Below are 12,979 nucleotides of genomic sequence, written 5' to 3'. Positions count from 1 at the left end.
GAGCCCGCGGACGGCAGGTCGATTAGCTTGCGAATTACCTCAGGCGGCGCATTTCTTGACCGATCCGGAAGCCCGCCCGGCGCGAGCGCCCCGGACATCTGTTCGCAGGGACAAAGAAAAGGTGTCCCGTTCCCCTCAGAGGGAACGGGACACCCGGCGTTTCGGCGCGGCGGCACTCATCGCCCGCCGCGTACGGAACTCACCACTCGTCGCGCGACGAGGAGGACGAACCGGTGAACCGGCGCACCAGGTAGACGACTCCGGCGATCAGCGCCACGGCCAGCAGGATCTTGAAGAGCAGCCCGATGAGGAAACCCACCACGCTGCCGATCAGCCCGCCGAAGACGACCACCAGGATGACGGGCACCGCGACCCACTTCACCCACCACGGAAGTCCCGCGAATATCTTCTTCACGGCCATTGCTCTGCCCCGCTTTCTTCGTCGTCGCCCGGTCCGCCCGGCACCTGTCCGATCTCTCCCCTGCACCCCCGATGCTAGGGCGGCCGTCGGACACATGGGGGCTCGCAGTCCCCGGCCGTCCCCTGAACCGTCCCCTACGGGATCCGGAGGGCGCGCCTCGGCTTGCAGGGGGAGGCGGGCCCCGCGGCCTCAGCCCTCCGGCGGCGAGAAGATCACCATGACCCGGAGGTCCTCGGTGATGTGGTGGAACTTGTGCGGCACCCCCGCCGGTACGTACACCACGCTGCCCCGCGCGACCTGCGTCGTCTCCACCCCCACCGTGATCGACGCGCGCCCGCTCACCACGAGGTAGACCTCGTCCTGGGCGTGCGGCGACTGCGGATCACTGCTGCCGGCATCCAGCGCGTACAGCCCGGCCGACATATTGCGTTCCCGTAGGAACTGCAGATAGGCGCCGTCGTTCGCGGCCCGTTCCGCCTCCAGCTCCTCCAGCCTGAACGCCTTCATCACCCGCGGCACCCCTCACTCATTCCGTCGTGTCTGCGACGATCCCACCATGAGAAATTTTCTGGTCAAGACGATCGCCAACGCCGCGGCCCTCGCGGTGGCCATCTGGCTGCTCAGCGACATCACGCTGACCGGGTCCAGCACCGGCAACAAGGTGTGGACGCTGATCCTGGTGGCGCTGATCTTCGGCGTGGTCAACGTCATCGTGAAGCCCGTGGTGAAGCTGCTCTCGTTCCCGCTCTTCATCCTCACACTGGGCCTGATCACGCTCGTGATCAACGCTTTGATGCTGTTGCTGACGTCCTGGCTCGCCGGGAAGCTCGACCTCGCCTTTCACGTCGAGGGCTTCTGGACCGCGGTCCTGGGCGGCTTCATCGTCTCGATCGTCTCCTGGGCGCTGCACGTGATCCTGCCCGACGAGGACTGACCCGGGCCGCGCGCCCGCCCCGCAGAACACGTCCCTCCGCGCCTCTGGACTCTTCGTGACCTTCTCCCCGCCCCTGCGCGTCTGCTTCGTCTGCACCGGCAACATATGCCGCTCCCCGATGGCCGAGGCGGTCTTCCGGGCCCGTATCGAAGATGCGGGCCTCGACGGCCGGGTCGTGGTCGACAGCGCCGGCACCGGCGGCTGGCACGAAGGCGACGGCGCCGATCCGCGCACCCTGGCCGTCCTGCGGGAGGCCGGGTACGCGGCGGACCACTGCGCCCGGCAGTTCCGTCCGGAGTGGTTCGAGCGGCTGGACCTGATCATCGCGCTGGACTCCGGGCACCTCGCCGACCTGCGCGGCATGGCTCCCACGGCGACGGACGCGGCCAAGGTCCGGCTGCTGCGCGCCTGTACCGACCCGGATCCCACGGCGTACGCCACGTCCGTCCTGGATCTGGACGTTCCCGACCCGTACTACGGCGGCATGTCAGGCTTCGAGGACTGCCTGGCCATGGTGGAGGCCGCGAGCGAGGATCTGCTCACCGTGGTCCGCGCGGAACTGGCCGGGCGGGACACGCACGACGAGAAGGCGGAGACGAGCGCATGACAGGCGACAGCACCCGGGCCGTACGGGCCGGCCTCCCCGAACCCGAGGCGTACCGGCCGACCCTCCCCGGACCGGTCTTCGCGGCCCACTACCACCTGCCGGGCGACGCGACCGGGCCGTACGCCTACGGCCGCGAGTCCAACCCGACCTGGACCCTCCTCGAAGAGGCCATTACCGAGCTGGAGTCGCCCGGCGAGCCGGCCCACACCGCGGTCTTCGCGTCCGGCATGGCCGCGATCTCCGCCGTCCTCTTCTCCCAGGTCCGCACCGGCGACGTCGTCGTGCTGCCGAGCGACTGCTACCAGCTCATGCCCGCGGTGCGGGAGCGCCTGGAGAGCTACGGCGTGGTGGTACGTACCGCCCCCACCGCCGGTGACGCGCAGCTCGATGTCCTGGAGGGCGCCAAGCTGCTGTGGATCGAGACGCCGTCCAACCCCGGCCTGGACGTCTGCGACATCCGACGGCTCGCCGAGGCGGCGCACGACCGGGACATCCTCGTCGCCGTCGACAACACCCTCGCCACGCCGCTCGGCCAGCGGCCGCTCGACCTAGGCGCCGACTTCTCCGTCGCGAGCGGTACGAAGGCGCTGACCGGCCACGGCGATGTTCTGCTGGGCTACGTCACCACGCGCGACCAGGCCCTCGCCGACGCGGTGCGGCAGTGGCGGAAGACCGTCGGCGCGATCCCCGGGCCGATGGAGGCCTGGCTCGCGCACCGGTCGCTGGCCACGCTCGCGCTGCGTGTGGAACGGCAGGCGGCGGGCGCGCTCGCGCTCGCCGAGGCGCTGTGCGAGCGTCCCGAGGTCACCGGGCTGCGCCACCCCGGCCTGCCCACCGATCCCTCGCACAAGGGCGCCGTGGCCCAGATGCGGCCCGGGCGCTTCGGCTGCGTCGTCTCCTTCGTGCTGCCGGACAAGGCACACGCGGAACGCTTTCTGGCCGAACTGACCCTGGTGGACGACGCGACGAGCTTCGGCGGCGTACGGTCCACGGCGGAACGCCGCGGGCGCTGGGGCGGCGACGCCGTACCGGACGGCTTCATCCGCTTCTCCGTCGGCGTCGAGGACCCCGATGACCTGGTCGCCGACGTGCTCCGGGCGCTGGACCGGGCGTCCCGGGGCTGATTGGCCCCGGCGGCACACGGGTACTCGGCCCGGGCCCGGCGGCATGCCGGACAGCCGCGCCGGGCGGGTCCCGCCGTACGCACAGCAGACGGTCCGAGCCTCCCCCCTCTTGGCTCGGACCGCCGTCGGTTCAATGTGCAACGAACCGCACAATCAAGGCTAGTTGACTCAGCGTCAGTGTCCAATCACGCTAGCGACACAGTGCTATCGACAAATTTATAGTTGGCCCGCGAGCAGGCCTCCCAGGCGAAGGGGGAATGGATGGATCTGGCGCTGTTGCGCACCTTTGTCACCGTGCACCGGGCCGGCTCCTTCACTCGCGCCGCCGCTCTCCTCGGCCTCTCCCAGCCCGCGGTGACCAGCCAGATACGGTCCCTGGAGCGCCAGCTCGGCCGCCCGCTCTTCCTGCGCAGGCCGCGCGGGGTCACCCCCACCACCGTCGGCGACGAACTCGCCCACAAGATCGCCCCGCATCTCGACGCACTCACCGAGATCACCGAGGCCGGCCTCGACGAGGAATCCGTCACCCGCACACTCCACCTGGCCGGGCCCCCGGAATTCGCCGCCGAACGCGCTCTTCCGGCCCTGGCTCCCCTCATCGACCGCGGCCTCGCCGTCCGCACCTCCTTCGGCTCGGCCGACGAACTGCTCAACGGGCTCGCCGCCGGCCACCACGACCTCGCCGTGACCACGACCCGGCCACGCGGCGGCCTGCTCACCGCGACACCGCTCTGCGACGAGGAACACGTCCTGGTCGGCGCGCCCCGCTGGGCGGCCCGGCTCGGCGGCCCCGCCGCCCTCCAGGACCGCGGCCCCAAGGCGCTCGACCCCGTGCCCGTGGTCGAGGTCCACGAGACCATGCCGCTGGTCACCCGCTACTGGTCCGCCGTCTTCGACGCCCGGCCGACCGCGCCCGCCGCCGTCATAGCGGGCGACCTGCGCGCGGTGCTGGCCTGCACGGCGGCCGGCGCCGGAATCGCCGTCGTACCCCGCTACCTCGCCGCGCCGGCGCTGGACCGCGGCGAAATCGTCTCCCTGCTGGACCCGCCGGTGCCGCCCTTACGTACGTACTTCCTCGTCGTCCGCACCGGAACGCTCGCCCTGCCGCACATCGCCCGGGCCCATGAATGGCTGCTGCGGGCCGCAGCGGCGTGGTGAAAGGACGGAGGAGCGCGTTCCGACAGCGACCGGCGCGGCTTCTGCGCTGCTCCGGCGCGAGCGGCCCGGAAGTCACGCGTCCCGCAACTCGCGGGTTTCATCAGCCGTCGAAAGCGGCATCTGTCCCCTATGACCGTACGGCCAGTCGTCAAACGCACCGCCCGCGCGATCCTGCTCGACGGTGACGATCTCATCCTGATCAAGCGCACCAAGCCGGAACGGGCCCCGTACTGGATCACGCCGGGCGGCGGCGTGGAGCCCGAGGACGCCACCGTCATCGATGCCCTCCACCGGGAGGTGGACGAAGAGCTGGGCGCCAAGGTCAAGGACGTGGTCCCCGTATTCGTCGACACGGTCGAGCACGTCACGGACGGCGGCGTGGACGGCGTGAAGGTGCAGCACTTCTTCGTCTGCCGGCTCGACTCCATGGACCTGAGCCGGCGGCACGGCCCCGAGGTGGAGGAGCCGTGCGGCGAGTACGAGATCGTGCGGGTGCCGTTCACCCGCGTCGGGATCGCGTCCGTCGAGGTCGTACCGCTCTCGCTGCGCCACTATCTCGACGGCAACATCGAGGGCGTACGGGCTCTGCACGCACCCGATCTGGGCTGAGGCCCGCATGTTTCACGTGAAACACGTGAAACATGCGGTAATCGCGATACATGCAGAATCCGTGAAATCGCCGCGCTTGCCGTGTTCTCCGCGATCGCACACTTTCGCCATTTCACGCGTTTCACGTGAAACATCGCGTTTCACGTGAAACATCGTGCGGCCGGCTGCGCTGGCTTTTACCGATCAGTCGAAGGCCCGAATCAGCCGAACCAGCCGCGAAACTCCTGTGAGTCGGCCACTGCCCGCTGCTGCACGAGCGCGAGGACACGTTCGGCTTCCTCCTGGAAGGCCGAGCGGGAGGCGGCACCGGCAGGCTCGGGCTGAGGCGTGGGGGCCGACGGAGACTGGGGCGCAGGCGGGTTCTCGCGCCGCCGGAACGGCGCCCGGTCTGCCGCCTCGGCCGCGGAGCCGAAGAAGTCGCCGCCCTTGCGCTTGACGTCGTCCGTCCCCCAGTCGCGCTCACCGCGCTCCTGCCGGGGCACCTTCTGCAGGTGCGGAATGTGCTTGGCGCAGTGGATGTACGCCTCCTCCACCTCGACCGCCACCCACAGCTGGGCACGGCGCCCGGGCACCGGGTCGACCGGCAGGTCGGGGTGGCGCACCCGCATCTCCTCGTCCGGGACGACCCATGCCCGTCCGTTGACGTGCAGGCCGATCCGGTCACGCAGGAAGTCGACGAAGAGGATGCCCAGCCGCGGGTTCTCGGAGATGTTGCCGAGAGAGGCCATGACGCCGTTGCCGCGGTACTCGGGGTAGATCAACGTGCGCTCGTCCAGCACCCGGACGAAGCCGGGCGGGCCGGCCCGGAAGGTCGAGTCGCATTCGCCGTGCCGGTCGGCGGTGGCCAGGAAGAACATCTCCTGGCGGCCGACGAACTCCTGCATGCGGGCGTTGAGGTGGTCCAGCACCTGGTCCCGGTAGAAGCGGTCGGCGCGGCCGGTCGTTCCCATCTCCCGCTGCACGACGTGCTCACCGTCACTGCCGGGGCGCTCGTCGTGCGCGTACCGATCGTCGTGCACGTACCGGGCCGGGCTCTCGGGCCGGCGAGCGCCTGGAGTGGTCGGCGAGGTCTCCCGGGCGCTCGTCCGGGGATCGCCGGGCGAGGCATTCCGGTGCCCGTCGGGGTGGTGACCGGCGGGATCGTGGCCGACGGGCAGGCCCTCGTCCAGGTACCGGCCGACGGGCTGCTCCTCCGGGTACCAAGGGGCGGGCTCGTCCGGGTACCGGCCGACGGGCTGCTCCTCCGGGTACCAAGGGGCGGGCTCGTCCGGGTACCGGCCGACGGGCTGCTCCTCCGGGTACCAGGGGGCGGGCTCGTCCGGATATCGGGGAACGGGCCCGCCCGGGTAGGGGAGAAGGACTTCGTCCGCGTAACCGCCGGTGGGCCCGCCCGGGTAGTGACCGGCATGCCCGTCCGAGTAGTGGCCGGCATGGCCTCCCGGGCGCTCGTCCGGCTGCCGGGCCGGGCGGCCGGCAGCCGGATCCCAGCCGCCGTACTCCGCCGGGTACCCCCAGCGGCTGCTGTCTTCGGTGCTCAAGAACTACTCTCCCGCCGCGACAAGCTCTTCCAGGGCGTCGTGCCGGATGCGGTCCGACGGGACCCCGACGCCGACCAGCGCATCCACACCGTTGCGGATCATGCCGGGCGGCCCCGACAGGTACGCGTCGTACTCACCCCACGGCCCGTACTCCCGCACCGCGTCCGGCAGTTGACCGCTGATGCTGCGCAGCGCGCCGCCGGTCGGCCCGCTGGAGATCACCGGGCGTACGGACAGCCACGGGTGGGCGTGCTCCAGCCGCAGCATGGTGTCGATGTCGTAGAGGTCGTGGTCGCTGCGCGCACCGTAGAAGACCTCCATCGGACGCCGGCGGCCGTGCTCGGCGACATCCTCGACCAGCGCCTTGATGGGGGCGATGCCCGTGCCGCCGCCCAGGCACAGCAGCCCGTTGTCGGTGGTGTGGTCGACGGTCATCGAACCGCCCGGAGGACCGAGCCGGATGACGTCGCCGGGCCGCGCCCGGTGCACCAGCGCACCGGACACCCAGCCCGCCGGTACCGCCTTGACGTGGAAGGAGAGCAGCCCGTCCGAGCGCGGCGCCGCCGCGAAGGAGTAGTGCCGCCACACCCGTGGCCACCAGGGCGTCTCCACGCTGGTGTACTGCCCGGCGAGGAACGGGTACGGCTGGTCGGGACGCACGGTCACGACCGCGATGTCGGAGGTGCGCAGCTCGTGCGCGACCACCTCGGCGTCCCACCAGGCGGGCGCCGTGGCCTCGTCCTCGGCGGCGGCGTCGATCATGGTCTGCGAGATCTTGGTGTACGCGCGGATCCAGGCGGCCTCGGCCTGGTCGTCCCAGCTGAACGTCGCGTGCCGGGCCAGGGCGCCGAGCAGGCACTCGCCGACCGCCGGGTAGTGCTCGGGCTGCGTGCCGTACTTGCGGTGGCCACGGCCGAGGTGCGCCAGGAACTCGGTGAGCGACGCGGCGTCGTCGACCCGCTGGGCGGCGGTCAGCAGCGCCTTGAAGAGCCGGTCGCGCTGCTCGTCCATCGAGACCGGGAAGAGCTGCCGCAGCTCGGGGTACCGGACGAAGAGCAGTGCGTAGAAGTACGAGGTGACCTGGTCCGCCACCGGTTCGATCTCCGCCATCGTCCGCCGGATGAGCAGCGCGTCGGCGGACGCCTCGGGCGCGGCGGGATGCGGTGTGCGGAGCGACGCCTCCAGGGCGGACTCGGGCGCGGGGCCGGCCGCCGGCGGAACCGCACGGCGGGGCGGCAGCGTGGCCGTTCCGTGGGCGCCGCCCGTGTGAGCGGGCGCGGGACCGGCTGCCGGAGTCACCGGCGGCGGCTCCGGATCATGCCCCGCCGGGGACTCCGCGGGCCTCTCCGGGGATTCCCCGGATCTCCCCGGTGATTCCGCAGGCCTCTCCGGCGATTTGGCGGGAGAGGGGGTGAACCAACTCCATGCGCCACTGTCACCGTCGGCGCCGTTACCGGCCGACGCGGTGGTCGGAGCGTCCATGGTCTGCCTCGCCTCGAACGGTCGGGGAACGTCTTCGCAATCTTGATCGGAAACCGCTAGCCGGGCAATACCCAAGAAAGCGGGGCACCTCCGACTGATGTGACATCCAACGCAGTTCCCGTCTCCGCACGCCTTCGCAGCATGTCAGCCCGCACCCGCACACCCTGGCGGACAGCCCGAACTCCGAGTGGCCGCAAGGCCGTTGCCGGTAGGCTGGCGGGCTCCGGACGTCCGTCGGGCCTCCCACGACGCGTCCGTCCACTGAATCCGGATTCGACCATACCGGCAGCGGTCGAATCCACAAGCCCCGTTTCCCCGCACTCCACCGACGCCCCGGTAAAGCGCTGGTGAGCGTACGGTGAAGCGGCCGATGGCGCGGCCCTCCATGCCCTATGCGCCCTCCGTGCCCTATGCGGCGCTCCCGAGCGTCAGCGCGTACGCCTCCCGGAGGTCCCGGCCGCCGTACGCGAAGGTCGCGAGATCGCTGACGTGGTGGTCGGCGTTCACCGCCACGGACGCCGGAACGGCCGCGAACAGTTCCGTGTCGGACCGGGAATCCCCGTACGCCACGCAGTCGGCCCGGCTCAGCCCGAACGACGCGCAGAGCTCGTCGGCGATCCGCACCTTCGCCCCGGCGGAGAGGATGCCCGCCGGATCCACCCGCTCCCGGAACGGCACCGCCGGCCACCGCGAGCCGTGCGCGGCGTCCGCGCCCCAGTCCAGCAGCCGTTCCACGAAGAACGACGGCGACAGAGAGATCACCGCGCAGCGCTCACCGCGTGCGCGGATGTCCGCCCACACCTCGCGAATACCGGCCAGCCAGGGCGCCGCCTCGAACGCGGCCGCGACATCGGCGTGCGTGAGCTCGGTCCACAGGTCACAGGCCAGCTGGGCAAAGCGCGGCGGCGTCAGCTCGCCGGCCGCGAACGCGCGCTCCAGCTCGCCGGTCTCCCGCTCCAGCCCGAGCTGCCGGGCGATCTCCACGGCGGCGGCCGATCGGTAGAGCAGCGTCCCGTCGAGGTCGAAAAGGTGCAGCTTGGCCATGGGGGCGAGGGTAGGCCGTCGCCCCCATGGGCAGCCGGGCCGGGTCGGTCGAGTTGGGTCGCTCGGGGTGGGGCTGTCGCGCCGGGTCGGGGCCGTTGGGCCGGGTCGGGTACGGCGTACTCGTCCGCGCGTACGGACGGATACTCCCGCTGTCAGACGCGCTGCCGGCCGGCGGGCGGAACGGTGGGGGCATGCAGCAGCTCAGCCGGCCCGCACGGCGGGCCACCCTCGTCGTCCACGTCGTCGTCTCCGTCGCCTGGCTCGGGCTCACGCTCGGCCTCCTGGCGCTCGGCATCGCGGCGGTGGCCGTGGGGGACGGCGCATCCGGCGGTGCGGGTACGTCCGGCGGCACGGGGACGTCCAGCGCTGCCGTGGACCTCGCCGAGGCCGCCTACCGCTCGATGAAGATCTTCGTCGACTGGCTGATCGTCCCGCTCGCGCTGCTCACCCTCGTGACCGGCCTCGTCCTGTCGCTCGGTACGCCGTGGGGGCTGGCCAGGCACCGGTGGGTGGTCACCAAGTTCTGGCTGACCCTGGGCGCGGTCGCCGCGACCGTGTTCGCGCTGCGTACGCAGGTCAACAGCGCGGCGGCCGCGATGACGGCGGGCCGCCCGGTACCGCCGGAGATCGACCTCGTCGCGGCGCCCGCCGTCGCGCTCACGCTGTACGTCTTCCTGACCGCCGTCTCGGTGCTGAAGCCCTGGGGGCCGACAGCACGCGGCCGCCGCCTGCGCGAAGAGCGCGGGCGGCGGACGGAGAGGGCGGGCCGGACGGAGGGGGCGGACCAGGCGGCCGTGGGGTGATCACCGCAAGGGCGTGAGCGTCACAGGGCAGTGATCACCGCAGGGGAGTGATCACTCCAGGCCGGCGGCCGCACGGGCGGCGGTCGCGATCCGGTGGTCCTGCTCGGGCGCGCCGCCGCCGAAGCCGATCGCACCGATCAGCCGGCCGTCGCGGTGCAGCGGTACGCCGCCCGCGATGAACAGCAGCGGCCGGTCGAGCGCGGTCGGCAGCGAGTGGAAGAGGCCGTCGGGGCGGACCAGGTCGGCCAGGTCCGCGGTCGGCGCGTCCAGCTGCAGCGCGGTGTACGCCTTGCGGGTGCTGGTCTCGCCGGAGATCAGGACGGCGTCGTCGTCCCGCCGGAAGGCGAGCAGATGGCCGCCCGCGTCCAGGACGGTGACGCTGCCGCGTACGCCTTCGCCGTCGGCGGCCCGCCGCGCGGCCTCGACGAGGGCGTCGGCGTCACCGGTGGTCAGCGGGCGAACGGCGGCGATGGTCTCGGGGGTGCTCATGGGGTGGTGCTCCCTTGGGGTGGGTTTGTGTGGTGTGGGCTGTGGGGTTGTGCGGTGTGGGGCCGAGTGGTGCTGGGGGGTGTTTCGCGGGGCCTCGTAGCCCTCAGCGGCGGGGCCCGCGGCTCCTGTCCCGCCGCGCCGTTACGCCCGCGTGGTCTCCGCCGGGCTGCCCTGCGCCAGGCCGCCTGCCAGGGCGTCCTGCGCGAGGGCCTGCTCGGCCGCCCGCTGCGTCGCCGCGTGCTCCACCGCCGAACGCTTCACCGAGGCCGCGGCCGTGGTAGCGACGATCCGGTCGGTTGCGGCGTCGGCCGCCCGGCCGTGCGACCGGCCCGCGCCCCGGTCCCGGCGCTCCAGCGCGGCCGACCAGAAGGCCAGGACCAGCGCGGACGCCGCGAGCAGCGCGCCGACCCAGTTCGGGGCCGTAACGCCGAAGCCGGCCGAGATGACCATCCCGCCGAGCCAGGCGGCGATCGCGTTGCCGAGGTTGAAGGCGCCGATGTTGACGGCGGAGGCCAGCGTGGGCGCGTCAGCGGTCTGGTCCAGCACCCGCTTCTGCAACGGCGGCACGGTGGCGAATCCGAATGCGCCGATCAGCGGGACGGCGACCGCCGCGGCGACCTTGTCGTACGCGGTGAACGTGAAGGTGCCCAGTACGACGGCCAGCGCCGTGAGCGCCACGTACAGCATCGGCATCAGCGCGCGGTCGGCGAACTTCCCGCCGATCAGGTTGCCGATCACCATCCCGACGCCGAAGAGGACGAGCAGCCAGGTGACGGAGGAGTCGGCGTACCCGGCGGCCTCGGTCATCATCGGCGCGATGTAGGTGATCGCGGCGAACACGCCGCCGAAGCCCAGCACGGTCATGGCCATGGCCAGCAGGACCTGCGGGTTGCGGAAGGCGGCCAGCTCGCGCCGGAGGTTCGTGCCGGAGCCCGCCTCGCGGGCGGGTTCGCGCCGGTCGGCCGGTACCAGGGCGGCGATGCCCAGCAGCCCGAGGACGCCGAGCGCGGCCACGATGAAGAACGTCGCGCGCCAGCCGATGCTCTGGCCGATGAAGGTGCCGGCCGGGACGCCGACGACGTTGGCGACGGTCAGGCCGGTGAACATCATCGCGATCGCGCCGGCCTTCTTGTGCGGCGCGACCAGGCCCGCGGCCACGATCGAGCCGATGCCGAAGAACGCGCCGTGCGCGAGCGAGGCGATCACCCGGCCGGCGAGCATCACGCCGAAGACGGGCGCGACGGCCGAGACGAGGTTGCCCGCGACGAACAGCCCCATCAGCACCATGAGCATCCGCTTGCGCGAGACGCGGGCGCCGAGGATGGCCAGGAGCGGGGCGCCGACCACGACACCGAGCGCATAGCCGGTGGTCAGGAAGCCGGCGGTGGGGATGGAGACGCCGAAGTCAGCGGCGACCTCCGGCAGCAACCCCATGATCACGAACTCGGTGGTGCCGATTCCGAAGGCGCCGATTGCCAGCGCCAGTAGTGCGAGAGGCATGACTGGGCCCTTCAAAACGTTGCAGAGGGAGGTTGGATGCGTTCACAATAATTGCAGACGCGGGTTACTTGCAAACGCTGGCTATTTCGCGGGTGACCTACCCTGAGATGTACGACCCAAAGGAGGGTTCTCATGACGCAGTGCCAGCAGACGGTCCGCGCGCCCGGCCTCGCCCAGGGGTGGTGCGCGCTCTCCGCCCTGCACGGCCGGATCGAGTCGCACATCGAGCGCGCCCTGCAGGACGGGCACGACCTGAGCGTGCGCGAGTACTCCGTGCTGAACGTGCTGAGCGAGCAGCACGACGGAGTGGGCGGCCACCTGCGCATGCACCAGGTCGCCGACGCCGTCGTCCTCAGCCAGAGCGCGACCACGCGCCTGGTCACCCGGCTCGAGGAGCGCGGGCTGCTGTCGCGCTACCTGTGCCCCGACGATCGTCGTGGCATCTACACCAATGTCACGGAACAGGGCCACCGGCTGCTGGAGCGGGCCCGCCCGACGCACGACGCCGCGCTGGCCGAGGCGCTGCAGGAAGCCGCCCGCCGGCCGGAGCTGGCCCCGCTGGTGGCCGCGGTGGAGGGCATGGCCACGGGAGCAGTACCGGCCGAGGCCTGATCCGCTGTGGAAGGCATGGCCGCACGGGCGGTACCGGCCGACGCCCGGCCCGCCGTGGCGCGTGCCGCTCGGCCGGAGTCGGCCCGGGCCGCTGCCTGATCAAGAGTGGTGTGCGCTACGCGCCCGACCCCTGGGACATGGGCCGCACACGGCATATCGTCGCGCACATGAGCGATTTCAAGATCCGCCGGGCGACCGAGGCGGACATCCCCGCCATCGTGGCGCTGCTGGCCGACGACCCACTGGGCGCCACCCGTGAGTCGCCCGACGACCCGGCTCCGTACCGTACGGCGTACAAGCGGCTGGCCGACGACCCGAACCAGCACCTGGTGGTCGCCGAACACGACGGCCGCGTCGTGGGCACCCTCCAGCTCACCGTCGTTCCCGGCCTCTCCCGGCGCGGCGCGACCCGCTCGATCGTCGAAGGTGTGCGCATCCACTCCGACGAGCGGGGAAGCGGCCTGGGCACCCGGCTCATGGACTGGGCCGTGGAGGAGTCCCGCGCGCTCGGCGTGCAGTTGATCCAGCTGACCTCCGACGCGACCCGCGTCGACGCGCACCGCTTCTACGAGCGCATCGGCTTCGAGGCCTCCCACCTGGGCTTCAAACGCCAGCTGTGACCTGAGTGGCTGGTGCGGCAGCTGTAGCGAGCGTTCCA

Annotated in this window: 15 protein-coding genes; 8 read left to right on the top strand and 7 right to left on the bottom strand. The window is 71.7% G+C overall.

The window, feature by feature from the left end:
* Positions 1-199: 199 nt before the first annotated feature.
* A complete protein-coding gene (locus ACIGQF_RS30495; protein WP_399716803.1) occupies positions 200-421 on the bottom strand; it encodes a DUF5326 family protein in 222 nt (73 codons plus the stop codon).
* Between the two features lie 189 nt (positions 422-610).
* Complete coding sequence (locus ACIGQF_RS30490; RefSeq protein ID WP_361553237.1) at positions 611-928, bottom strand: cupin domain-containing protein; 318 nt, start codon at positions 926-928, stop codon at positions 611-613.
* 49 nt (positions 929-977) lie between these two features.
* On the opposite strand from ACIGQF_RS30490, the gene ACIGQF_RS30485 reads away from it, so the two are divergent.
* From ACIGQF_RS30485 to ACIGQF_RS30465, 5 genes are all read left to right on the top strand, one after another.
* Entirely contained in the window at positions 978-1,355 is a 378-nt protein-coding gene (locus ACIGQF_RS30485) for a phage holin family protein (RefSeq protein ID WP_399716800.1), read from the top strand.
* A 118-nt stretch (positions 1,356-1,473) separates the two neighbouring features.
* On the top strand, positions 1,474-1,962 hold the full coding sequence (locus ACIGQF_RS30480) for a low molecular weight protein-tyrosine-phosphatase (protein ID WP_399717162.1): 489 nt from the start codon (positions 1,474-1,476) through the stop codon (positions 1,960-1,962).
* Positions 1,959-3,086: a cystathionine gamma-lyase gene (locus ACIGQF_RS30475; protein ID WP_399716797.1), complete on the top strand. Its 1,128-nt coding sequence runs from the start codon at positions 1,959-1,961 to the stop codon at positions 3,084-3,086. The genes ACIGQF_RS30480 and ACIGQF_RS30475 overlap by 4 nt, the downstream gene beginning before the upstream one ends.
* Before the next feature lie 261 nt (positions 3,087-3,347).
* Entirely contained in the window at positions 3,348-4,244 is an 897-nt protein-coding gene (locus ACIGQF_RS30470) for a LysR family transcriptional regulator (protein WP_399716794.1), read from the top strand.
* Positions 4,245-4,373: 129 nt separating this feature from the next.
* The gene (locus ACIGQF_RS30465; RefSeq protein ID WP_399716792.1) at positions 4,374-4,853 is read left to right on the top strand and encodes an NUDIX domain-containing protein; all 480 of its coding nucleotides are present in this window, start codon (positions 4,374-4,376) and stop codon (positions 4,851-4,853) included.
* A gap of 200 nt (positions 4,854-5,053) precedes the next feature.
* Here the strand turns inward: ACIGQF_RS30465 and ACIGQF_RS30460 are convergent, their stop codons facing one another.
* The 3 genes from ACIGQF_RS30460 to ACIGQF_RS30450 form a co-directional block, all read right to left on the bottom strand.
* Complete coding sequence (locus ACIGQF_RS30460) at positions 5,054-5,803, bottom strand: pyridoxamine 5'-phosphate oxidase family protein (RefSeq protein WP_399717159.1); 750 nt, start codon at positions 5,801-5,803, stop codon at positions 5,054-5,056.
* Between the two features lie 591 nt (positions 5,804-6,394).
* Entirely contained in the window at positions 6,395-7,873 is a 1,479-nt protein-coding gene (locus ACIGQF_RS30455; RefSeq protein WP_399716789.1) for a globin domain-containing protein, read from the bottom strand.
* A gap of 408 nt (positions 7,874-8,281) precedes the next feature.
* On the bottom strand, positions 8,282-8,917 hold the full coding sequence (locus ACIGQF_RS30450; RefSeq protein WP_399716786.1) for an HAD family hydrolase: 636 nt from the start codon (positions 8,915-8,917) through the stop codon (positions 8,282-8,284).
* A 191-nt stretch (positions 8,918-9,108) separates the two neighbouring features.
* Here ACIGQF_RS30450 and ACIGQF_RS30445 point away from each other — a divergent pair, with 191 nt between their 5' ends.
* The gene (locus ACIGQF_RS30445; RefSeq protein ID WP_399716783.1) at positions 9,109-9,720 is read left to right on the top strand and encodes a DUF2269 domain-containing protein; all 612 of its coding nucleotides are present in this window, start codon (positions 9,109-9,111) and stop codon (positions 9,718-9,720) included.
* 51 nt (positions 9,721-9,771) lie between these two features.
* On the opposite strand, the gene ACIGQF_RS30440 is transcribed toward ACIGQF_RS30445, so the two are convergent.
* Together ACIGQF_RS30440 and ACIGQF_RS30435 are read right to left on the bottom strand one after the other, a co-directional pair.
* The gene (locus tag ACIGQF_RS30440) at positions 9,772-10,209 is read right to left on the bottom strand and encodes a heme-binding protein (protein WP_399716780.1); all 438 of its coding nucleotides are present in this window, start codon (positions 10,207-10,209) and stop codon (positions 9,772-9,774) included.
* 141 nt (positions 10,210-10,350) lie between these two features.
* Positions 10,351-11,709, bottom strand: a complete 1,359-nt coding sequence (locus tag ACIGQF_RS30435) for an MFS transporter (RefSeq protein ID WP_399716777.1) — start codon at positions 11,707-11,709, stop codon at positions 10,351-10,353.
* Between the two features lie 132 nt (positions 11,710-11,841).
* Here ACIGQF_RS30435 and ACIGQF_RS30430 point away from each other — a divergent pair, with 132 nt between their 5' ends.
* Together ACIGQF_RS30430 and ACIGQF_RS30425 are read left to right on the top strand one after the other, a co-directional pair.
* A complete protein-coding gene (locus ACIGQF_RS30430; RefSeq protein WP_399716774.1) occupies positions 11,842-12,321 on the top strand; it encodes a MarR family winged helix-turn-helix transcriptional regulator in 480 nt (159 codons plus the stop codon).
* Between the two features lie 167 nt (positions 12,322-12,488).
* Positions 12,489-12,941, top strand: a complete 453-nt coding sequence (locus tag ACIGQF_RS30425) for a GNAT family N-acetyltransferase (RefSeq protein ID WP_399716771.1) — start codon at positions 12,489-12,491, stop codon at positions 12,939-12,941.
* Positions 12,942-12,979: the final 38 nt, after the last annotated feature.

The organism is Streptomyces sp. NPDC053560 (assembly GCF_044544605.1).
GTDB lineage: Bacteria > Actinomycetota > Actinomycetes > Streptomycetales > Streptomycetaceae > Streptomyces.
This window is presented reverse-complemented; position numbering and strand designations above follow the sequence as displayed.